Annotated in this window: 17 protein-coding genes; 4 read left to right on the top strand and 13 right to left on the bottom strand. The window is 70.4% G+C overall.

Going from position 1 to position 21,083, the window contains the following annotated elements; translation table 11 throughout:
- Positions 1–3: 3 nt before the first annotated feature.
- Genes DMC61_RS20445 through DMC61_RS20430 form a run of 4 tightly spaced genes read right to left on the bottom strand, consistent with a single transcriptional unit; the run spans position 4 to position 5,267 of the window.
- The gene (locus tag DMC61_RS20445) at positions 4–1,032 is read right to left on the bottom strand and encodes a hypothetical protein (protein ID WP_125690644.1); all 1,029 of its coding nucleotides are present in this window, start codon (positions 1,030–1,032) and stop codon (positions 4–6) included.
- Positions 1,029–1,928 carry a hypothetical protein gene (locus DMC61_RS20440; RefSeq protein WP_125690643.1) on the bottom strand — a complete coding sequence of 300 codons (900 nt, stop codon included), beginning with the start codon at positions 1,926–1,928 and terminating at the stop codon, positions 1,029–1,031. Before DMC61_RS20440 ends, DMC61_RS20445 begins: the two co-directional genes overlap by 4 nt.
- The gene (locus DMC61_RS20435) at positions 1,925–3,139 is read right to left on the bottom strand and encodes an MFS transporter (protein ID WP_125690642.1); all 1,215 of its coding nucleotides are present in this window, start codon (positions 3,137–3,139) and stop codon (positions 1,925–1,927) included. Before DMC61_RS20435 ends, DMC61_RS20440 begins: the two co-directional genes overlap by 4 nt.
- A 4-nt stretch (positions 3,140–3,143) precedes the next feature.
- Positions 3,144–5,267 (bottom strand): metallophosphoesterase, encoded by a 2,124-nt coding sequence (locus DMC61_RS20430; protein WP_125690641.1) that lies wholly within the window; start codon positions 5,265–5,267, stop codon positions 3,144–3,146.
- 193 nt (positions 5,268–5,460) lie between these two features.
- On the opposite strand from DMC61_RS20430, the gene DMC61_RS20425 reads away from it, so the two are divergent.
- Positions 5,461–6,369, top strand: a complete 909-nt coding sequence (locus tag DMC61_RS20425; protein WP_125690640.1) for a helix-turn-helix domain-containing protein — start codon at positions 5,461–5,463, stop codon at positions 6,367–6,369.
- Here DMC61_RS20425 and DMC61_RS20420 read toward each other — a convergent pair whose 3' ends face one another.
- The gene (locus DMC61_RS20420; protein ID WP_125690639.1) at positions 6,370–7,017 is read right to left on the bottom strand and encodes a TIGR03943 family protein; all 648 of its coding nucleotides are present in this window, start codon (positions 7,015–7,017) and stop codon (positions 6,370–6,372) included.
- A complete protein-coding gene (locus DMC61_RS20415) occupies positions 7,014–7,976 on the bottom strand; it encodes a permease (RefSeq protein ID WP_125690638.1) in 963 nt (320 codons plus the stop codon). Before DMC61_RS20415 ends, DMC61_RS20420 begins: the two co-directional genes overlap by 4 nt.
- A gap of 176 nt (positions 7,977–8,152) precedes the next feature.
- Between DMC61_RS20415 and DMC61_RS20410 the strand changes: the two genes are divergently transcribed.
- Positions 8,153–9,769: a choice-of-anchor A family protein gene (locus DMC61_RS20410; protein ID WP_233594874.1), complete on the top strand. Its 1,617-nt coding sequence runs from the start codon at positions 8,153–8,155 to the stop codon at positions 9,767–9,769.
- Here DMC61_RS20410 and DMC61_RS20405 read toward each other — a convergent pair.
- The 3 genes from DMC61_RS20405 to DMC61_RS20395 all read right to left on the bottom strand — a co-directional run bounded on the left by DMC61_RS20405 (position 9,738) and on the right by DMC61_RS20395 (position 14,430).
- Positions 9,738–10,640: a DUF2268 domain-containing protein gene (locus DMC61_RS20405; RefSeq protein ID WP_125690637.1), complete on the bottom strand. Its 903-nt coding sequence runs from the start codon at positions 10,638–10,640 to the stop codon at positions 9,738–9,740. The two genes, DMC61_RS20410 and DMC61_RS20405, sit on opposite strands and share 32 nt — an antisense overlap.
- 34 nt (positions 10,641–10,674) lie before the next feature.
- Positions 10,675–12,063 carry an alpha/beta fold hydrolase gene (locus DMC61_RS20400; protein WP_125690636.1) on the bottom strand — a complete coding sequence of 463 codons (1,389 nt, stop codon included), beginning with the start codon at positions 12,061–12,063 and terminating at the stop codon, positions 10,675–10,677.
- A 111-nt stretch (positions 12,064–12,174) separates the two neighbouring features.
- Positions 12,175–14,430 carry a hypothetical protein gene (locus tag DMC61_RS20395; protein WP_125690635.1) on the bottom strand — a complete coding sequence of 752 codons (2,256 nt, stop codon included), beginning with the start codon at positions 14,428–14,430 and terminating at the stop codon, positions 12,175–12,177.
- Between the two features lie 215 nt (positions 14,431–14,645).
- On the opposite strand from DMC61_RS20395, the gene DMC61_RS20390 reads away from it, so the two are divergent.
- A complete protein-coding gene (locus DMC61_RS20390) occupies positions 14,646–15,533 on the top strand; it encodes a helix-turn-helix domain-containing protein (RefSeq protein ID WP_125690634.1) in 888 nt (295 codons plus the stop codon).
- Here the strand turns inward: DMC61_RS20390 and DMC61_RS20385 are convergent.
- Positions 15,530–16,201, bottom strand: a complete 672-nt coding sequence (locus DMC61_RS20385) for a GntR family transcriptional regulator (RefSeq protein WP_125690633.1) — start codon at positions 16,199–16,201, stop codon at positions 15,530–15,532. The genes DMC61_RS20390 and DMC61_RS20385 overlap by 4 nt on opposite strands.
- On the bottom strand, positions 16,198–17,631 hold the full coding sequence (locus tag DMC61_RS20380) for an aldehyde dehydrogenase (protein ID WP_072027390.1): 1,434 nt from the start codon (positions 17,629–17,631) through the stop codon (positions 16,198–16,200). Before DMC61_RS20380 ends, DMC61_RS20385 begins: the two co-directional genes overlap by 4 nt.
- A gap of 138 nt (positions 17,632–17,769) precedes the next feature.
- Between DMC61_RS20380 and DMC61_RS20375 the strand changes: the two genes are divergently transcribed.
- Complete coding sequence (locus tag DMC61_RS20375; protein WP_125690632.1) at positions 17,770–19,215, top strand: GMC family oxidoreductase; 1,446 nt, start codon at positions 17,770–17,772, stop codon at positions 19,213–19,215.
- Here DMC61_RS20375 and DMC61_RS20370 read toward each other — a convergent pair.
- Together DMC61_RS20370 and DMC61_RS20365 are read right to left on the bottom strand one after the other, a co-directional pair.
- Positions 19,199–20,122, bottom strand: coding sequence for an alpha/beta hydrolase (locus DMC61_RS20370; protein WP_125690631.1), 924 nt, complete (start codon positions 20,120–20,122; stop codon positions 19,199–19,201). The two genes, DMC61_RS20375 and DMC61_RS20370, sit on opposite strands and share 17 nt — an antisense overlap.
- The gene (locus DMC61_RS20365; protein ID WP_125690630.1) at positions 20,119–21,075 is read right to left on the bottom strand and encodes an aldo/keto reductase; all 957 of its coding nucleotides are present in this window, start codon (positions 21,073–21,075) and stop codon (positions 20,119–20,121) included. The genes DMC61_RS20370 and DMC61_RS20365 overlap by 4 nt, the downstream gene beginning before the upstream one ends.
- Between the last annotated feature and the right edge of the window lie 8 nt (positions 21,076–21,083).

Genomic DNA, 21,083 nt, shown 5'->3' with positions numbered 1-21,083 from the left:
CAGTCAAACAGATGCCTCGAGCGTGCGCAGGTCCAGTACCCGCCAGGTGAGCGCCTCGTTCCCGCCCACCGACCACCACACGTACGGCCCCCGCGCCAGCACGGTGCCGAACTCCGCGGCCAGGTCGGCCAGCCTGCCGGTGGCGGTGTCGTAGAGGACGAGCACACCGCGGTCGTCGTCGACCACGATCGCGTACCGGTCGAGCACGACGACGTCGCCGAACGCGGGCCGGATCCCCTTCCCGCCGACCCGCCGTCGTTCGGAGCCGTCGGGTTTCATCAGGTCGAACCGCGCGGTCCCGCTCTGGCGCAGCACCTGGACCCGGCACCAGGACGGCGTGCAGTCGACCAGTTCGACGTTCTGCCCGCCGACCCGCGAGACCCGGCCGTCGCGGAGGTCCACCAGTTCCGACGGTCCCGCCTGCTCGACGGCGGCCGACGTCGCGAACGGCCACGCGGTGAGCGCGAAGTCGCCGGGCAGCGGCGTGCTCGCCACGGGGCCGCCGGACAACGCGACCGTCCGCACCTCGGTGACGTCGCCCCGCACGGCCGCCCAGGACGCTTGGCCTTCGTGCAGGACGAGGTCGTACTGGGAATCCAGGAGGACGACCCGCCCGGTGTCGGCGGTGACCAGGACCGGGTTCTCCCCGCGTGGCCCGGCGCGCCACAACGCGCCCGTCCCGGTGATGTCGGACAGTTCCAGCCACACCAGCGAGTCCGGGGAAGTGGCGAGAACGAACCGGGGCGAGCCCGACAGCGGGACTTCGCGGAGCACTCGTTCGCCCAGCGTCAGCCGGAGCGAATCGCTCGCCCGGGTGATCCCGGCGGAGATCCCGGAATCGAGGTACGCCAAGGGTGTGTAGGGCGGCCCGGTGACGGTGTTCGCGGCGATCCGCGCGCCGGGCCAGACGTCGGCGACCGTCGCGGAGACCGGAGCCTTGACCGCCGGGACCGGCGCGGGCAGGACCACGACCACGACGGCGGCCACCGCCGCGAGAGCCAGGCCGACCGGGGTGCAGTCACGGGGGATCACCGCACCACCGCGGGGGAGGAGGCGTTCGCGCGGAGGAGCGCGGGCGCGCCGGTGCCGTCGGCGGGGACGGAGTAGATCGCCTTGTCCCGGCCGTAGGCGACGGTCCGGTCGTCCAGCCACTGCGCCTGGTCGTCCAGATGCGCCGGATCGGCCAGCGGGACGTCACGGCCGTCGTCGAGGGACAGCACGTGCAGGCGCCAGCGGTCGCCGTCACGGAACTTGTAGGCGACGCGGGTGCCGTCCGGCGAGAGGGAGGGACACTCGACGTTGCGCCGCAGCGCGGTCAGCGTGCGGCCGCGGAGATCGCCTCGCACCAGCCAGGTGCCGCCCGCGGACCGGGCGGTGGCGTAGAAGGTCAGATCGTCGCGGGCGAAGGTCACTCCCCAGTAGTTCAGATCCTGGGCGGGGTGAGGCTTTCCGTCGACGGTGAGCGCGAAGTCCTCCAGCGAGCCGTAATGGTTCCCGGTGGCCAGGTCGTAGATCCCGGCGGTGGTGGAGAACGTGCCCACCCCGCCCAGATACGAGTCCCCGGCGCGGAACACCGTCCAGCCCACCAGCCGTCCGGACGGCGACATCCGGACCCGCGACGGCATTCCCCACTCGGAGATCCGCCGCGGTTCCGCCCCCGGTTTCGTGACGATCAGTTCGGCCTGGTCGGGCACCGCCGTCGCGCGCAGGCACGCCAGAGTGCCCGCGGCGACGTCGACGCGCTGACAGGACGGGCCGACGCGGTCGTCCTGCCGGACACGGCCCGATTCGTCGACGTACAGCAGCCCGCCTTGAGCGAGGTCCAGCCGCTGTTCCGCCACCGCGTCGCCGGTGCGCAGCCCGACGAAGACCGCCCCGGCCACCACCGTGACCACGAGCGCCGCGACGCCCGCCCACATCCGCTTCATGCCATCCTCGATCCGGCCAGTACCGACACCAGCAACGCCACGGCGAACACCGCGAACGCGGGGGCCGGCGCCATCCCCGCCGCGAGCGCGCCGAACAGCACCGCACCGGCGGCCCTGGCCAGCGCCTGTCCGGTTTGGACGAACGCGAGACCGGTGGCCCGCAACGATTCCGGCACGTGCGGCGCCGCGTGTGCCATCAGCACGCCGTCCGTGCACGCGTAGAACACGCCGTGTGCCGCCAGGACGACCACCGCGACGAGCCACCCGGTCGCCGAAGCGGCCAGGACGACATACGCGGCGAGCAACACGACGTGCCCGGCCAGGAACACCTTCCACCGCCCGAGCCGGTCCGCGAGCCGACCGATCGGCGACGCCAGCACCATGAACGTCAGCGCCGTCGCCAGCGGCAGCAGGGGAAGCGCCCCGGGCGGCAGCCCCGCGGACCGCTGCACACCGACGAACAGGAACATGTCGCCGACCGTGCACACACCGAGAAGCGCCGCGGCCACGCAGGTCCCGCGGAGGCCCGGCCCGCGCAGCAAGGCGAATCCGGCACGCAACCGGACCCGCGACCGCTCGACGGCACCGGCGGGGGCGCGGACGAACACCGCCAGCACGATCACCGCGATCACGGCGAGGCAGAAGCTCACCCCGAACACCGCCGGGTAGTCGCCGACGAGCACGGTCAGCAGGCCGAAGGCGGCGATCGGCCCGAGCAGCGCGCCGGCGGTGTCCATGGCGCGGTGGACCCCGAACGCGCGGCCCAGGCCGTCGGCCGGGGTGGCGAGGGTGATCATCGCGTCCCGCGGGGCGGTGCGGATGCCCTTGCCCGCCCGGTCCGCGCCGATCACCAGGCCGATCGCGCCGAGCGAGGACCCGGCGGCGGGAAACGCGAGTTTGGTCGCCGCCGAGAGGCCGTAGCCCACCAGGGCCACGGCCTTCGGACGACCCAGGCGGTCGGCGAAGTAGCCGCCCGCCAGCCGCAGCAACGCCGTCGCCCCCGTGTACAGCCCGTCGATCGCGCCCAGCTGCAGGTACCCGACGCCGAGGCCGTACACGAGGTAGAGCGGGAGGACGGCGGTGACCATCTCGGCGGACAGGTCGGTGATCAGGCTGACCACACCCAGCCCGATGACCGTGCCGGGGACCGCGTGCTTCGTGCGGCCCGCGGGCCGGGCGGGATCGGCCGAGCGGATGGAGGAGACGTACATGGCGCTACGCGGTGACGCGGATGTCGTCGACCGCGGACTCCCACAGCGACGCGGTACTCGCGTCGGCGGCTTCGACCAGCAGCCGCACGCTACGGCCGGCGAACGACGACAGATCCGCCGTCCCGTTTTGCCAGACCCCGGCCACCTCGGTCGCGGACCCGGTCTTCTCGAACACCGTCGTCGGCGTGGTCCCGTCGAGGACCCGGATCCGTAGGTAGTCCGCGGACGTCGCGTTGTCGCCGTGCGCGAAGGTGTAGGAGAAGCTCAGTTTCGCGCCCGCGGGCACCGTGAACGCCGGTGAGGCCATCGACGACGCCCCGCCGTCGAGGTCGTTGACGCCGTACTCCGATCCGGCCAGCCGCCCGGTGACCAGGCAGTTCGTGCCGCTGGTGGTGTCGCCGCGCTGTTTGATCTGGTTGCTGTAGGTCGAGGTGGTCTGTTCGGGATCGCCCCGCTCCCATTTGCCCGCCGTTGCGGTGTCCGCCCCGGCCGCGTTGAGCCGCCAGCCCTTGTCGGTCTCGAAGTCGTCGGCGAACGCCTCACCGCCCGCCGCGCCGACGCTCACCGTGACCTTCGCCGTCTGGGTCGTGGACCCCGAGGTCCCGGTGACCGTGGCGGACGCCGATCCGGACGCCGTGTCCGACGCGGTGAGGGTCAGCGTCGCGGTCGCCGTGCCGTTCGCGGGAGGTGCGACCGACGAGGGGGAGATCGTCCCGGTCACGCCCGTGGGCAGGCCGGAGACCGAGAGCGTGGTCGCCGCGGTGAAGCCGCCGGTGCTGCCGACGTTCACCGTCACCGACGCCGTCCCGCCCGGTCGCACCGACACCGAAGACGGGCTGGTGCCGACGGAGAAGGCGGGGGAGGAGACGGCCTTCTTGCATTTGCCGGTCGCGGTGTCGGTGAAGGTGCGGCCCGGCACCGGTACGAAGTCGCTGCGGTAGTCGGTCGCGCTCAGCGTCAGCTTCCCGACGCCGAAGGTGTTGGTGTTGCCCGCCTCCTGCACGGCGGCCGACGACTGGTCGAAGTTGTAGTAGCCCCGGCCACCGGTCCCGATCAGCAGTTCGCGGACGCCGTTCGCGTCGTCGCGTGTGCCGTCCGGCCGGGACGGCGCGTAGCGCTGGTAATTGTGGTCGTGGCCGACGACGACGAGGTCGGCCTTCGCGTCGTAGAGCGCCTGGAAGAACGGCCTGACCGACGTGTCGTCGCCGTGGGAGCCGCGGCTGAAGCGCGGATGGTGGAAGAACGCGGCCGTGCAGGGTTTGGTGCTCGCCGCCAGATCGTTCTTCAGCCAGGTTTCCTGCGCCGAGCCGGTGCCGCGGGTGATGTTCGAGTTGAGCGCCACGAAATGCCAGTCACCGACGTCGAAGCTGTAGTAGCCCTTGCCGCGTTCACCGGCCCGCGCGCCGAAGTAATCGAAGTAGCCGGACGCGCCGGAGGTGTTGTATTCGTGGTTGCCCGGCGTCGGATAGGTGATCGCTTTGAACTGCCCGTAGTAAGGGTCGTAGTTGTTCTTGTATTCCGACAGCGTGCCCGAACTGTAGGCGTTGTCCCCGGCCAGGATCAGTGCCTGGGGATTCATGTTCTTGATCAGCGGCGCGGTCTGGTTGCACGAAGACCCGCAAACGTCGCCGACGGCGGCCACCGTGGTCGTCGCCTCGGCGAGCGGCCGGTCGCCCGCCTGGTAGGCGTCGATGGCGAAGCGGCTGGCGGGATCGGTCAGCGCCGCCGACACGCGCACACAGTCGCCTTCGAACGCGCGGGTGTGGAACGCCTTGCCCGGCCAATGCCGGGAAGTGAGGGTGAACGAGCCCGTGCCGCTGCCGGTCAAGGTCACGGAATCGTTGCCGCGCAACGAAAGCTCCGTGAAACGAACGCGTAGCCAGTGCGCGCCGGGCGCGCAGACGGACCGATCGGCCGAAATGGACGTTCCGCCACCGGATACCGACGCGGGGCCGGCGGTGACACCCGCTTCGACCAGTTGCGGAACCTGATCGGCCACTTCGGGGACGGCGGGCGGCGCGGCTCCACCGGCCTGGGGGTGCGCGGCGACCAGGAAGGCCCCGGCCGCCAGCGTGGAGGTCGCGACGGCGAGCGTGCGACGGCGCCATCGTTTCGTGGTTGAGCGCATGCGAGATCATCCTCTTCGGTCATCGGCGGGAGGACGTGCGAGTCGTCGGCGATTCGGGGATTCTTCCGACGATTTCGACCCTAATCGCGGCCGGGGGCGCGTCAACGAAAAGCCGCGGCGAGGCTGGATAACTCTGAACGGCGCCCGTTCACCCGACGAAAGTCGGGCGTTTCGGACGGTACGCTGCGCCTTCATGACGAGTCTCGCTCCGGCGGAATTCGGTGCCGCACTGCGCGCCGCGATCGAACGCAGCGGGCTGAGTCTCAGCGAGATCAGCCGCCGGTTGCGCGACCACGAGACGCCGGTCAGCGTCAGTGCGCTGAGCTATTGGCAGAATGGCGAGAATCGGCCGGAACGGGCGAGTTCCCTCGCCGCGGTGACCGCGCTGGAGGTCATTCTCGGGCAATCGCCGGAAACACTCACCGGGTTGCTCGGCCCGCGCCGCCCCCGCGGCCGCTGGACCGTCCGTACCGGACACGCCCTGAGCTACGACCAGGTGTGGCGGCGGCCGGAGGAGGTGGTGCGCGCACTGTCCAAAATGGACGTGACGCCGGACGAACTCGACACCCCGCACCGGCTTTCGCAATATCTCACCTACCGGGTCGACGGCGACGGCAACCAGGAATCGGTCCGGGTCCGGCGGCTGATCCGCGCCGACCGGGACGGCACCTCCCGGTTCGTCTTCGTGAACCGGTGCTCCAGCATCACCCAGCCGCCGTCCGTGCTGTACACCGACGGTTGCCGCCCGGCGCGGTTCCGCGCGGACGTCCCGTCGTCCACCTGCGTCTTCGAGTTCGCCCTCGACCGCACCTTGGCCGCCGGCGAACTCGCCGTCGTCGAGTTCGGCGTGCGGTATCCGCCGGGCCAGGGCCGGAGGCACGTGCAGGTCGCGCTCTACCGGCCGGCGCGGGACGTCGCGGTGCAGGTCAGCTTCGATCCCGGACGGCTGCCGCGGCGCTGCGCCGGGTTCTTCCGGCCGCGCGGCGTCCTGCCGCCCGAGGAACGGTGCGAGGCGAAGTTCGACCGGGACACCAGCACCTTCCAGTTCATCACCCTCGATCCGCAGCCCGGCCAGTACGGGATCCAGTGGAGCTGGACCTGACTATTCGTAAGGGCGCTCGGGCGCGGGGACCGGTGTCGCGCTTTCGACCTTGAGGAACGGGATGCGTTCCCCGTTGACCTCGTCCACCACGGACCCCGGCCGGAACGTGCCGGTGACCTCGATCCAGGTGTCGGGTTCGCTCGGGACGCGGCCGTCCAGCACGACCTTCACCGGCCGCCCGTCCGCGGCGCAGCAGGTCAGGATCATCCGGACGAGCAGTGACGCGCCATCGGCACCGGTGGCGGTGAAGCCGGTGAGCACGACCCGCCTCGTGCCGAGGGAACGGCCCTCGTCGAACACCGCGCGCGAGGCGTAGTCCAGGACGGTCACCTTCACCGGGTCGCCGTCGGGGAGGGGCGGGTATTCGCCGGAGCGCGTCAGCGCCATGCCCGCGTTGCCCGCCGCGTAACTGCCGAGCGGCTGCGGGGCGACCAGCAGCAGGGCGAGCACCGGAAGCGGGAGCAGCCACCCCACTTTCGGGTGACGATGGCGGTTCGCGGCCGCGAGCACCAGGACCAGGAGACCGGACGCGAGCAGGAACGGCCAAAGACCTTCCTTGACGTAGCGCAGGTACTGGCCGGTCAGGCAGACCTTGAGCACCGCCGCACCCAGCAGGAGCAGCACGACGGTCGCCGCGGTCCGGTTCACCAGAGCACCGTCCCGGTCACGGCCGCGCAGGTGAGCGCGACCACGAACGTGGCGGGCGCGAATCGCGACGCGAACCGCCTGCCGAAGGTGCCGGCCTGCATGGCGAACAGTTTCAGGTCGACCATCGGCCCGACCACCAGGAACGCCAGGCGGGCGGTGAGGGAGAACTGGGTCAGTGAGGCGGCGACGAAGGCGTCCGCCTCGCTGCAGATCGACAACAGGACCGCCAGCAGCGACAACGCGAGGACACCGAGCACCGGGTGGTCGGCGACGACCTGGAGCCAGCGTCCCGGGATCAGGACGTTGAGCGTCGCGGCCGCCATGGCCCCGACGACCAGGAAGCCGCCCGCGTGCACCAGGTCGTGGCCCGCCGCGCCGGCGAACGCCCGCCAGCGCGTGTCACCGTGGGCGTGTTCGGGCAGTTTGATCCACTCCGTCCGGCCGAGGCCGAGCCACAGCCAGCCCATCAGGACCGAAGCGGCGAGCCCGGCCGCCGCCCTGGCGAAGACCATCGACGGCCGGTCCGGGAACGCGATCGCCGTCGCGGCCAGCACGACCGGGTTGAGGGCGGGGGCCGCGAGCAGGAACGCGAGCGCCGCGGCCGGGGTGACCCCCTTGCGCACCAGCGCGCCGGCCACCGGGACCGAACCGCATTCGCAGCCCGGCAGCACCATTCCGGTCGCCGCGGCGGCCGGAACCGCGAGTGCCGGATGTTTCGGCAGGGCTTTCGCGAAGAATTCCCGCGGCACGAAGACCGCGATCGCGGCGGAAAGCGTCACGCCGAAGACGAGGAACGGAACGGCCTGGAGCACGATCGAAACGAAGACCGTCGTCCAGGTCTGCACGATCGGCGTCCCGAGGACGTCGCCGAGAAGCCACCGCGCGAGCAGGATCAGGACGAGAAAGCCCGCGAGCGCTTCCACCGAACCGATGCGCGTGCGCACTCCGGTGCCCGTCATGTGGCGAACCTCCCATCGTCGGTCAGGACTTTAGGGATTTCGCGGTCCACCTGGAATTTCGTTCTCTGGACAACACTGGACGCCCCCGAATGGGCCGGGTCACCCGCCTCGCCCGGTCGGGGGTATTTCCGGATTCCGATTGTGTTCCCCCGGCCGGTGGGCACAAGAATCGCCGCATGCGTGCAAGGCGATTCGCCTCTCTTTCCGCCGGTGCCGCCGCCGCGGTGTGCGTGGCGGCCCTCGTGGTCACCGACGGCGCGGCGGCCGCCCCGTTACCGGGCGGGCTGGGGCCGTGTGTCGGTCCGGCCTGCCCGGAGAAATACCCGCCGGTGAACAACAAGGATTACGCGGGCCGGGACAACGGCATCAACGTCTATGTCGGCGGTGAATTCCAGGTACGGGAAGCGGCGGCCGAAGCCGAAGGACGGGTCGTCGTCCTCGGCGATTTCGACATGGCGAAACGAGCGGGCGCATCGTCCGTCTACAACGTCGGCATCGCCGGGGTCGGATCACGCGTTCCGCCGCCCGACGGTGCTGACTTCCTGACCACGGGCGGGAACGTCAGCGTCGCCGCCGACCAGCGGCTGCTCGCCGACGGCGGGGTCGTCCGGCACGCGGGAACCGTCACCGGGACGGTGACCGGCACCCTCGAACAGGACCCCGACGCGGCGAAACCCTATTTGAGCCTGCGCGAGGATCTGCGAGTGGCGAGCAAGTGCTACGCACGCGAAGGCACCACGCCGCGGCCCGCGACCGGCACGGCGGTCAACCAGGGTTATCGCACCCTGTTCACCGGGGACGGCAAATCGGCGCTGCAAGTGTTCAATGTCGACTTCGACCTGACCGGCGCCACCGGCGGCATGCAGGGAATCGAGTTCGAGGGCATCCCGGCGGGGGCGACGATCCTGGTCAACATGGTGGGCGCCGCCCGCACGATCAACACCTACACCGGCGACCTGAACGATCAGGACCCGCTGAACAAACTGCGCGAGCGGCTGCTGTGGAACTTCCCGGACGCCACCCAGGTGAAGATCGCCGGTGGCGCCCAGTTCCAGGGAAGCGTGCTGATCGGCGAGCCCGGGAGCACCGCGACCGTCACCGCGTCCGGGATGAACGGCCGGTTCTTCACCACGGGCTCGCTGGTGCACAGCTCCGAAGCGACCGGCGGTGGCGGGCAAGAGTTCCACGCCTACCCGTTCGACGGTGATCTGCCCGAGTGCATCAGCGCGCCGACGACTACGCCGAGCAGCTCGTCTTCTTCCTCGTCTTCGTCTTCGTCTTCGTCTTCGTCGAGCAGCAGTTCCACGTCGACGAGCCCGACTTCGACCTCGACGTCCACGTCCAGCTCGCCGACGTCGACCACATCCACGTCGACCTCGACGTCGAGCTCCTCGACGTCGGCCACGTCCACTTCCACGACACCGACATCGACCACCTCGTCGAGCCCTACGAGCAGCACGTCGACCAGCCCGACGTCGAGCAGCACCTCGTCCAGTGCGACGTCGTCGAGCCCGACGTCGACGAGTTCCACCTCGTCGAGCGCTACTTCGAGCAGCACGTCGCCGACCACCACCAGCAGTTCTTCGAGCACGACCCCGGGCCCCGGGGTGACCACCTACACGACACCGGGCCAGCCGGGAGGGACCACACCGGGCGGCGGACCGTCCGACAGCGGCCCGCTGGCGTCGACCGGCAGCGAGGTCCGAGGTCTGCTGGTGTCCGGCCTCTTCCTGCTGCTGGTCGGTGGTGTGCTCGTCGCGCTCACGATCCGGTCGAGGCGGCGCGAGTCCTGAGGGCGGTGTCGATGACGTCGCGGCGGTCCACCAGCAGGGCCTCCGCGGCTGTCCGGCCGGTCGCGGCCAGGTAGGCGTCGACGAGCCGGTTGCCGACCGCGTACCCGGCGCCGGTCGGCAGGCCGACGGGAGTGCCGCCGTAGCGGGCGGCGGTCTCGTCTCCGTGCACCCAGGCCGCGAAGTTCTGCATACCGGTGATCTCCAAGCCGGAGACGACCTTCTCGAACACCGCGTCGTCGCGCAGATGCGCCACACCGATACGGGCGTAGCCGAGTTCGTCGCCGTACAACTGGCGGGCGAACGCGTCGGCCAGTCCCTCGGACACGATCTGCTCGCCGACCGTGACGGTCGCCGGATCCCAGATCACCCCGCCGGGGCCGTAGCGCAGGTTGTGGTTCAGCTCGTGGACGGCGGTGGCCTCCAGCCTCGCCAGGTTCTCGGGGTACGGCCAGAAGTTGAGATAGAGGTAACCGGACACGCTGCCGTTGGCCGACATCCCCAGGTTCGGTCCCATGAAGTGCCGGTCGCCGGGATCACCCAGCACGGTGAGCACGGTGATGTCCGGGATCGTCAGTCCGGGTGTCGCGGTGAGCTGCGCGGTGACGGCGTCGTCGAGTGCTCGCCGGATGCGGTTCCAGGCGTCCGCTTCGTGCAGGGCTTCTAGAGCCTCCAGACAGCGATCCTCGTCGCGGTCGAGCGGGAACCCGGAGCTCATCGCGTGCATCGCCACAAGGTCGACGTCGCCGGGGAAGTAGCGGTACATCCCGGCGGCGGGCTCGACCATCGCCTTGAGCAGCGCCGCGCGGTCCTCCCGAGGCGCGCGCAGGATCTCGCGCATGGCGGGGTAGGTGTCGAGAACGGTGATCGTCATGGGAGCGACGGTAAAGGCTCCAGTGGGTGGAGACTCAAGTCTCGGCCAGGAATTCCGCCACCGCCTTCCGCCCGGCCACTCCCCGCTCCCGGTACTGAAGGGAATGCGCCGCTCCTTCGACGATCACGACCTTGCCCCGCGGTGCCTTTTCGGCCTCCGTGTACGCCCACTCCATCGGCGTCGACAGGTCGCGGTCGCCGTTGAGAAGCAGCACCGGGACGTCCGGCAGCTTCCCGGCCGGGTTCGAGCTCGCCGGGACTTCCGGCCACGGCAGGCAGGTCCGCACGAACCCGACCCCGGTCGCGACGGCGGGGCTGAACGGCCAGGTATCTCGGGCGCTCAACCGCTTCTCGGCCAGTTCGAGCAGCGGCTCGCGGACGAGACCGGGTGTTTCCGCGTCACCCCAAGGGAAACGCATGTCCGCGCACAGTGTCGCGGCGTGCAGGCCCGCGCTGAACGACGTGAGCGGGTCGCCGCCGGCCGCGAGATCCCGCAGGAGCGAGTCGAGCTTCGTGGTGTCGCCACCGCGCGCGGTCCGCAGCGCGGTGATCAAGTCGGTCCCCAACGCCGACGGGTCCCGATAGCTCGGGTCTACGAACTCGTAGGTGACGATCATGTCGAACAGCGCCACGCCCGCCGCCGTGTCCCGGTTCCGGACCAGCCACGCGAGATCCTCCGCCGGATCGGAGCCGCATACGGGCGGCTCGGCGCAGGCATCCCGCAGGACGCGCGCGGTCGCCTTCAGCGCCTGGAGATACAGCGACTGGTCGGCGGTCGCGTGGTGGGGGAGCACCGAATCGAGGACCAGTTTCGAGACGTTGCCGGGATGCGCGACGGCGTATCGCGACGCGGTGAACGAACCATAGGAGACCCCGTCCACCACCATCGTCGGCACGCCCAGGGCGCGGCGGAGCAGATCGAGATCGGCGACCGTCGCGTCACTGCCATGGAACCGGGCCTTGTCGCCGAGTGCCGCGGCGCACCGGGTCACCGCCTCGCGAGTCGGCGGTTCGATGTCGGAACCGCCCACCTCGGCCTGCAGATCCGGGCAGTCGAGGGCCTTCGCGCCGGTACCGCGCTGGTCGATCATCACCAGCCGGTGGTCGGCGAACACCTCCGGCATCCGGTCGAAGAGCTTGGTGCTGACCGGAATTCCGGGCTGCCCCGGCCCGCCGGTGAGGAACAGCAGCACCCCCTTGGCCGCGTTGGCGTTGTTCGCGGTGGCGACCTGGAGTTCGAGCGTGCCCGGTGTCCGGCCGTGATGGTCGAGCGGCACGGTCAACGTCGAACAGGTGAACCGCGCGTCGTGCGCGCAAGGCCGCGCGTCTTCCAGCCGCGGCCCGGCGGCGGCGACGGTGGCGGGTCCGGCGAGCCCTGCGGTCAAAGTGACGATCGCGGCGAGGACGAGCGTTTTCGATCGCATGGACCGATTCTGACCAGGGGCGAGAGGGCGGCGCTCGGGTTTCGTCCAAGTCGGCCCGTTCGGCGGACCGCCGGCCCGGTACGGAGCCGGACCGGCGGTCACCGGCGGTTTCTATCGCAGGGCGAGGCCGTCCGTGACGGCTTTGACACCGCTCAAACCGGGAACCTCCACCGGCACCGTCGTGTAGTACGGATAGCTCATGACAGCGCCACCCAGCCCGAAACTGTCGTTGCTGCCCCAGCCCAGGACGGTCCCGTCCGCGCGGACCGCGTAACCGCCTCCGCCGAACCGCCCGATCGCCTTGGCATCGGTCACGCCACGGACCTGCACGGGGACCGTGGACAGGCAGCCCGGGCCACAGTCCGAGCCGTTGCCCAGTCCGCCGCTCCCGTTGTCACCCCACGAGAAGACCGTGCCGTCGGATTTCAGGGCGAAGGCGCGTGCCCAGCCACCGGTCACCGAGGTGACCCCGGTCAAGCCGGAAACCTGGACAGGGACCCGGGAAAAGCAAGCCGACGGTGTCGTGCACGTGACTCCGTTGCCCAACTGGCCCTGGGAGTTGTCACCCCAAGCCGCGACCGTGCCGTCCGTTTTGATCGCGTATCCGTTGGCGCCGCTCGCGGCGCCGAGTGACTTGATCCCGGTGAGCCCGGAGACGCGCACCGGAGTCGAGGAGCTCGAGACCGTGGAGCCGTTCCCCAGTTCACCGCGGGTGTTGCCGCCCCACGACCACACCGTGCCGTCGGCTTTGAGCGCGTATCCCGTTTCCCTGGACGCCGAGATGGCGGTGACCCCGGTCAGCCCGGAGACCTGCACCGGCGTGACGACGTTCTGGCCCCACTGCCACACGGTGCCGTCGGACTTCAGCGCGTAACCCTTGGTGTCACCGCTCGCGATGGCTTTGACGGAGGTGAGCCCCACGACGGGGACCGGGGACTCCGAGGTGGTGGCGCCGCCCGCCCACCAGCCGTTGCCGAGCCGCCCGGCCGAGGTGGCGCCCCAGGCCTTGACGGTGCCGTCGGCGCGCAACGCGTATCCGCTGTCGGACCAGCCGGCGAGCTCGACGACGTCACTCAGGCCGCTGAACGGTTTCATCGCCATCGGGAGCACGTCGCCCTGCTCCCAGGAGTAGGGCCCCCACGTCGTCACACAATTCGCCAGGCAGTCGGCGGGTGGCAGCGTGAAGTATCCCGACAGATCGGCCGTCACGTCGATGGAACCGGCGCGGTTGTGGACGTAGGTCGTGCGGACGACGTCACCGGCGGTGGCGGGAGACCCGAAGATGGATCCGACGAGCGGGGCGACCGCCACCGAGATGGTCTGTCCCGGAACCACGTGCACACTGGGCGGCGGTTCACTGCTCGATCGATTCTCCCAGGCGGTGATGGCGGTGTTCGCCGTCGCCGAGTACCCGGTCAGGTTGAGCGCCAACGCGAGAGCGTTGGACGGAATCGACCGTTGCAGCCGGTAGGACAGGTCGCTCTTCGGGCCGATCTTCCGGGCCTGACCGTCGAAGACGCCGAGACCGGTGCGGCTGTCGAGGACTCGTTCCGGAGCCACCGGGGTGAAGAGCGCTCCGTAGTCGGTGGCGTAGAACCCGATCACGTTGGCTTCCACCTGCACCGTGCCGGCCAGGTTGTACAGGTCGATCGAGCGGTTGGCGCCGATCTTGACCGTGATCAGGTTCGAGCCCTGACCGCCCGGGTACGCGGCGACGCTCGCCATGGTCGGCCGTGGCGTGGCAGCGGGGGAAGCGGTGACGTAGGTGGCGACGGTGGGCTGGCTCAGCGTCAAGCTGAAAGTGACCGCGGTGGCCGTGGCCGGGACTTCGCCGGTGAGGGCCAGCCGGGTCGTGGCGTTGTGGCCGATCGAGGCGATCGGCAGTCGCGCGGCGCTGACCGGGGTGTACCGCGAACCCGGCGCGGTCGTGTAGTACCCCATGATGCTGACGACCAGGTGGGTCGACCCGGACTCGTTGTAGAAGTCGAGTGCCCGGTCGGCGCCGACCTGCACGGTGACCTGATTGGACCGTCGTTTACCGTTCTGCACCAACAGATTCGGCAGGCTCGGCCGCGCGGTGCCGTGCGGGAAGACGGTCACCGCGGTGTCCGCGGTCGGGCCTTCCGCCCAGACGTTCACCACGACCGCGGTGGTGCCTTCGGGCGCCAGGCCCGCCGCGCTGCCGGTGACCGTGGTGCGGGCGCCGACCGGTCCGACCGGGATCCCGACGCCTCGGACGGTGTCCAGGAACCGGGTCGGCTGAACGGCCGTGAAGCTCGACGCCGGTGAGGTGAGGGCCGCGGCGGGTGCGGCCTCGGCGGCGAAGCCCGTCACGACCGAGGAAAGCGTGAGGATCCCTGCGGCCAAAGCCGCCACTCGGGATCTGAAAGTCGACAGTGGACGTGAAGTGTCCAGCGCAGGACTCATGTTCCCCCCAGAGAAGGCCCAAAACGGGCTCTGGGAATCTACCTTCGCGCGGCTGAGCCCCGGTAGCGGCCGTTCGGGCGAGTACCACGACCCTGAGGCCGGACCAGGGGAAAGCCCGGATGTCCCCGCCGCCGCCCGCTTCTAACGTCGTGATCATGATCCGACGGCTACTCCTGACGGTGCTCGCCGGTGCGGCGGTCCTGCTCGTGCCCTGGACCGTCTACCTCGCGCACACCCTGCCCGACCGGTACGACACCGGGCAGTGGCGCGCGGCCTGGGTCGGATTCGACATCGCCCTCCTGCTGTGTTTCGCGGCCGGAGCCTGGCTGGGGCTGCGCCGTCGGCGGGCGGCCGTGCCGCTGCTGTCGGCGACGGCCGCGATGTTGTGCTGCGACGCGTGGTTCGACGTCATGCTGGGCTGGACGTCGGCCGAGCGGTGGACCAGTGTCGCGCTCGCCGTCTTCGTCGAGATCCCGGTCGCGGTGGTGCTGGCCTTCGCCGCGCGACGGCTGCTGGGCGACGCGCTGCCGAAGCGATCGGTGAACCTGTGCGACATCGCGATGCGCGAGGACCTGCGGTACCACCTGGTGACGCGCGAGCTTCCCGCCTCGGAGGAGGACGTCGCGCGCCGGACCGGGCTGGCGCGCGCCGAAGTCGCCGAATGCCTGAAAACCCTGCAGGAAACCGGTTTCGTGCGCCGTGACCGGAAAGGGAACTGGATCCCGATCCCGCAGGACCTGCGCGAGCCGAAGCCGGACGACTACGACGGCGCGGACCGGGAACGGGTCACCGCGTTCCTCGACGCCAAGTACGCGAACGAGGTCGCCGTGCTGTCCTGGGCCGCGGAGCACCGTGACGAGTTCGGCCCGTGGGCGACGGCACAACGGACGTCGACGAGGCTGACCGAGGCGGAATTCCGGGAACTGGAAGCGGAATACCGCGAGCTGATCACGCGGTACTGCCGTCGTCGTCCGGGGGCGCAAGCGAAAGAGCTTTCCGTGCGCTTCTACGCCTTCCCGCCACCGGAGACGGTTCCCGTTTAGGGATGCCGCCAGGCCAGGAACGTCTCCAAAGTGGTCAACCGGTGCTCGCGTACGGCCAGTTCGATCTCCCCGGCAGGCGCGTTCCGGTCGAACAGGTCGAGGATCTTCTGGTGCTCCTGCACGGATTCGTGCGCGCGGCCGGGCACGAAGCTGAACGTCGACGTGCGCAGCCCGGCCAGCCGGTTCCAGCCTCGGTTGACCAGATCGAGCACCTGCGGATTGGGGCAGGTGCCGAACAGGACGCGGTGGAAGTCGCGGTTGAGCGCGGTGAACCGCGACGGCTCGAAGTTGTCGAGACACGCCGTCAGTTCCGCGTTGAGCCCCTTGGCCTGGTCGAGTGCCTCGCCGGGCAGGGACGGCGCCGCCAGCGCGGCGGCGTACCCCTCGACCAGCGCGAGCGTCTGCATGGTGTGCTGGTAGTCGCTCTCGTCGGCCATCGCGACCTGCGCGCCGACGTTGTGCTCATAGGTCACCAGCCCCTCGGCCTCCAGCCGCCGCACCGCCTCGCGCACGGGCACGGTGCTGACGCCGAGCTCCTGTGCGATCTGCCCGAACACGAGGCGGTAACCGGGGGAGAAGGTGCCGTCGTCGATCCTCGCCTTGATCCAGTGGTAGGCGATCTGCGACTTGCTCATCGGCGTCGAGTTGATCGCGTCGCCCGCGGTCACGAGTAGTGCAGCCAGACTGACTTGATCTCGGTGTAGGCGTCGATCGCCCACGGACCCATCTCGCGGCCCCAGCCCGACGCCTTGTACCCGCCCCACGGCGCGGCCATGTCGGGGATCGGCGGCATGTTGACGAACACCGCGCCCGCGCGGATGCCGTTGGCGAACCGCTGCGCGACGCCGAGATCGCGGGTCCACACGGTGGCGGCGAGCCCGTATTCGGTGTCGTTCGCCCGCGCCAGCAACTCGTCCGGGTCGTCGTAGGCGGTGACGGCGAGGACCGGGCCGAAGATCTCCTCGCGCATGATCGTCATGTCGTCGGCGACCCCGGCGAACAGCGTCGGGGTGTAGAAGTAGCCGTCGCGATCGACGGGTTTGCCGCCGGTGACCAGCTCCGCGCCCTGCTCGCTGCCGGTGGAGACGAGGAAGTCCACGTGCTCGCGGTGCTTGGCGGACACGAGGGGCCCGAGCTGCGTCGACTCGTCCAGCCCCGGCCCGAGCTTGAGACCTTCGAGCCCGGCCGCCAGCTTCGCCACGAACTCCTGTTCCCGCTTGCGGTCCACGAAGAACCGGGTGTACGCGGCACAGACCTGGCCGCTGTTCAGCGTCGCGCCCGCGAGGTTGCCGGCGACGGCGGCGTCGATGTCGGCGTCGCCGGAGATGATGCTGGGCGCCTTGCCGCCGAGTTCGAGGGTGAGCCGTTTGAGGTTCGACTCGGCGCTGGCCGCCGTGATCAGCTTCCCGACCGCGGTCGACCCGGTGTAGGACAGGTGGTCGACGTCGTCGTGCCTGCTCAGGAGCGCGCCCACCGCGCCGTCGCCGGTGACCAGGTTGACCACGCCCGGCGGGAACCCGGCCTCGTGCACGAGCTCGACCAGCCGGATGCTGGTCAGCGGCGTGACCTCGCTGGGCTTGATCACCACGGTGTTGCCGGTGGCCAGCGCGGGCGCGAGCTTCCACACGAGGATCATCAGCGGGAAGTTCCACGGCGTGATCAGCGCGTTCACCCCGACCGGCTCGCGGCGGGTGTAGTGCAGCGTGTCCGGGAAGGACACCGGGTTCGTGGTGCCCTGGATCTTGGTGACCCAGCCCGCGAAGTACCGCAGATGCTCGGCCGCGCCGGTCACGCTGACCTGACGGGAGATCCCGATCGGCTGGCCCTGGTCGCGGGTCTCGAGCGCGGCCAGTTCCTCGTGGTGCTCGTCCACCAGCGACGCGAGCTTGAACAGCAGCGCGGCACGCTGAACTGGCAGCAGCCCCGCCCAGGCGGGGTCGTTCAGTGCCTTGCGCGCGGCACCGACGGCCGCGTCGACGTCGGCCGCCGACGCGGTGCCGACCTCCTCGATCACATGGCCGGTGGCCGGATCGTACGTCGGCAGGGACCCGCCTCCCGCGGCGGTCCACTGTCCGTCGATGAACAGGCGTGTGGCCATGGCTAGCTCCTCCTCGACCGGTGTGTGATCGAGTATCGGGCGCCGCGAGGTCTCCGGTCTTGCCCGCCAGGGCACGCCGATTGTCGGCCAGCGAACCGAATCCGCCGGACGTCCGCGGGCCTTGCGAGGGTGGGGGACATGGACGTCATCGTGGTGGGAGCGGGTTCGGCCGGTTCGGTGGTCGCCAGGCGGCTGGCCGACTCCGGGGCATGGGTCACCCTGCTCGAAGCGGGCGGGCCGGACACCAATCCGGCCATTCACGACCCTTCGCGGGCCGGTGAGCTGTGGCACGGGCCGGAGGACTGGGACTACTACACCGTGCCGCAGCCGCACGCGGCGAACCGGCGGCTGCATCTGCCGCGCGGCAAGGTGCTCGGCGGGTCCCATTCGCTCAACGCGATGATCTGGGTGCGCGGCGCCCCGGCCGACTACGACGGCTGGGATGTGCCCGGCTGGCGCTGGGACGACGTCCGCCCGGTGTTCGAACGGATCGAGAAGGATCTGCTCGACGTCGTACCGAACGAGCCGCTGCACCCGATCCAGCAGTCCATAGTGGACGCGGCGGTGCAGATCGGGCTGCCGTTCAACCCGGACTACAACGGCGACGAGCTCGACGGTGTGTCCGTGCAGCGGGTCACCACCCGCGACGGCAAACGCCTCAACACCTGGCTCGCCTACGGACAGCCCGCCGCCGAACGGATGACCGTCCACACGGGAGCGCTCGTCCACCGGTTGCTCTTCGAAGGCGACCGGGTGACCGGCGTGCTCGCCGAGGTCGACGGTGAACTGCGCAAGGTCTTCGCCGACGAGGTCGCGCTGGCCGCCGGCGCGCTGGCGTCACCGGCGATCCTGCTGCGCAGCGGGGTCGGCCCGCTCGACGAACTGGAGGTGCACGGCATCGACGTCGTCGCGGAGCTGCCCGGCGTCGGGAAGAACCTGCACGACCACTTGCTCTCGCCGGTCATCTTCGCGACCGATCGCCGCCGGGTCGATCCGCCCGCGCCGGGGCGGTCGGTGACGCAGACACATCTGTTCTGGCGCAGCCGCCCCGCCCTGGCGGTACCCGACACCCAGCCGATCCACTTCAGCGTGCCGATGTACGAGTCGTGGATGACGGGTCCGGAAACCGGGTTCTCGCTGATGGCGGGCATGGTCACGCCGCGCAGCCGGGGCAGTCTGCGGCTTTCGGGGCCTAGCCCGCTCGACGAACCGCTGATCGATCTCGCCGCGCTGGAGGATCCGGCCGACTTCGAGAGCCTGGTCGCGTCGGTGGAGCAGTGCCGGGAGATCGGCCGCGCGTCCGCGCTGGCGGAGGAATGGGGTGCCCGTGAGTTGTACCCGGGGCCGGAGGCCGACGTCCGCGAGTACGTCCGCCGGACCGCGATCACCTATCACCACCAGGTCGGGACCTGCCGGATGGGCACCGACGCGGACTCCGTCGTCGACCCGGAACTCGCCGTGCACGGGCTGAGCGGGCTCCGGATCGCCGACGCGTCGGTGCTGCCGCGGGTGACCACGGGCAACACCAACGCGCCGGCGGTGCTGGTCGGCGAACAGGCCGCCCGGTTCATGCTCGGCCGATAGTGCGGCGCAGCCAGGAGGCCCGGGCGGCGAGCGCGGCCCGGGTCACCTCGCTGTCCGGGGCGATCCGGTCGAAGCCGTGGTACGCGCCCGCCCAGACGTGCAGTTCGGTGGGCACGCCGGCCTGCCAGAGCCGCCGCGCGTAGTCGACGTCCTCGTCACGGAAGATCTCGGCCGCGCCGACCTCGATGAAGGCGGGTGGGAGCCCGGTGAGATCTTCCGCGGTGGCGGGGACCGCGTACGGCGATGTCTGTCCATTGAGGAGTGACCGCCAGCCGAATTCGTTGGCCGCCCGGCCCCACACGCCGCGTTCCGCGAATTCCATTGTGGACGCCGAATCGTTGCGGCTGTCGATCATCGGGCACAGCAGGAGCTGCCCGGCCAGCGCCGGGCCGCCGCGATCCCTGGCCAGCAGGGCGATCCCCGCGCCGAGGCCACCTCCCGCACTGCCGCCGCCGACGATCAGCCTGCCGGGATCGAAACCGAGTTCGGCTGCGTGCTCGGCCATCCACGTCAAGCCCGCGTAGCAGTCTTCGATCGGCGCCGGATGCGGATGCTCGGGCGCGAGCCGGTAGTCCACGGTCACCGCGACGAAGCCGAACTCCTCGACCAGCGCGACCATCCGGGGCAGGTCGGCGAACCGGTCGTCCAGCACCATGCCGCCACCGTGGATGTTGTAGAAGCCCGGCGCGTCCCGGGCATCCCGCGGCTTGACGACGGTGACGACCACGTCGGTGCCGGGCACCTGGTGGTCTTCCCAGACGAGATCCCGGTCGCCGATCGCCTCGGCGCAGGTCAGGTTCCCCTCGGCCATCGCCTGGCGGATGCCCGCCAGCGAGTCCGCGCTCAGCGGAGGCCCGGAGGGCAAACCTTCGAGGGCTGCGGCGAGTTCGGGATCGAAGGCCGTCACGGTCCCTCCGGATCGACGACGCCGCGGTCGGCCCAGTACGGCTCGACCAGTTCCCGGAGCCGCTCCGCGCCCACGCGCTCGACGAGGTCGACGGCGCCCAGGTTGTCCTTGAGCTGCTCGGTGCTCGTCGCGCCGAAGAGGGTGGTCGTGTTGGCCGGGTGGGTGAGGGTGAACGCGAGGCACAGCTGCGCCGGTGTCGCGTCCAGCTCGGCCGCGATCTTCGCCAGGGCCGGGGCGGAGGCGGCGATGCGCTCGCGGATGTCACCGGGATCGCGGCCCACCTGGCGCGCGCCACTGTTCTTGCCCAGCAGGACGCCACCCTCGAAGATGTCCGAAGACTGGAGCGTGACGCCCAGGTCACCGAAGACCTTCGCGAACGGCTCACCGTCCGGAATGGATCGTCGCGCGACGCTGTACTTCAGCTGCGCGATGGCGGGGCCTGGCACGTTCTCGGCCGCGGCGAAATCGTGCAGCGCCTGGATCGTGGTGGCGCTCCAGTTGTTCACGCCCCACTGGCCGATGAGCCCGGTCTCGCGGAGTTCGTTCAGATCGAGCACCAGCCGGTGCAGGTCGGTGTCGTCGCGCCGGAGATCGCCCAGCACCACGACATCGGCGTGCTCGACTCCGGCGCGGAACAACGCATTGTCCAGCTGGTCGCGGAGGTTGTGCTCCGGGTAGCCCTCCAGCCAGAGCTTGGCCGAAAGCAGGTAGTCCTCGCGGCGGAGGCCCGCGGCGCGGACCATCGCGGAGAACAGCACGTCGGTGAAGACCGGGGTGGCACCGGGGAAGCCGTACACGCCGACGTCGAAGAGCGTGATGCCGGAATCGACCGCCGTGCGGACGAGGTCCACCGCCTCCCGGAAGTCCATCCGGTCGTAGGTGTGCCAGGAGCCGAGCGAGAGGACGCCGGTGAGCGGGCCGTCGCGGCCGATGCGGCGCTGGGGGATGGTCATTCGGGTCT

The sequence above is a fragment of the Amycolatopsis sp. WAC 04169 genome (assembly GCF_003947535.1).
Taxonomy (GTDB): domain Bacteria; phylum Actinomycetota; class Actinomycetes; order Mycobacteriales; family Pseudonocardiaceae; genus Amycolatopsis; species Amycolatopsis keratiniphila.
This window is presented reverse-complemented; position numbering and strand designations above follow the sequence as displayed.

Excerpts from the sequence above, each read along its gene's own strand:
- DMC61_RS20440 (WP_125690643.1), bottom strand. The coding sequence starts at position 1,928 with ATGAAGCGGATGTGGGCGGGCGTCGCGGCGCTCGTGGTCACGGTGGTG.
- DMC61_RS20435 (WP_125690642.1), bottom strand. The coding sequence starts at position 3,139 with ATGTACGTCTCCTCCATCCGCTCGGCCGATCCCGCCCGGCCCGCGGGC.
- DMC61_RS20430 (WP_125690641.1), bottom strand. The coding sequence starts at position 5,267 with ATGCGCTCAACCACGAAACGATGGCGCCGTCGCACGCTCGCCGTCGCG.
- DMC61_RS20425 (WP_125690640.1), top strand. The coding sequence starts at position 5,461 with ATGACGAGTCTCGCTCCGGCGGAATTCGGTGCCGCACTGCGCGCCGCG.
- DMC61_RS20415 (WP_125690638.1), bottom strand. The coding sequence starts at position 7,976 with ATGACGGGCACCGGAGTGCGCACGCGCATCGGTTCGGTGGAAGCGCTC.
- DMC61_RS20410 (WP_233594874.1), top strand. The coding sequence starts at position 8,153 with ATGCGTGCAAGGCGATTCGCCTCTCTTTCCGCCGGTGCCGCCGCCGCG.
- DMC61_RS20405 (WP_125690637.1), bottom strand. The coding sequence starts at position 10,640 with ATGACGATCACCGTTCTCGACACCTACCCCGCCATGCGCGAGATCCTG.
- DMC61_RS20400 (WP_125690636.1), bottom strand. The coding sequence starts at position 12,063 with ATGCGATCGAAAACGCTCGTCCTCGCCGCGATCGTCACTTTGACCGCA.
- DMC61_RS20390 (WP_125690634.1), top strand. The coding sequence starts at position 14,646 with ATGATCCGACGGCTACTCCTGACGGTGCTCGCCGGTGCGGCGGTCCTG.
- DMC61_RS20380 (WP_072027390.1), bottom strand. The coding sequence starts at position 17,631 with ATGGCCACACGCCTGTTCATCGACGGACAGTGGACCGCCGCGGGAGGC.
- DMC61_RS20375 (WP_125690632.1), top strand. The coding sequence starts at position 17,770 with ATGGACGTCATCGTGGTGGGAGCGGGTTCGGCCGGTTCGGTGGTCGCC.
- DMC61_RS20365 (WP_125690630.1), bottom strand. The coding sequence starts at position 21,075 with ATGACCATCCCCCAGCGCCGCATCGGCCGCGACGGCCCGCTCACCGGC.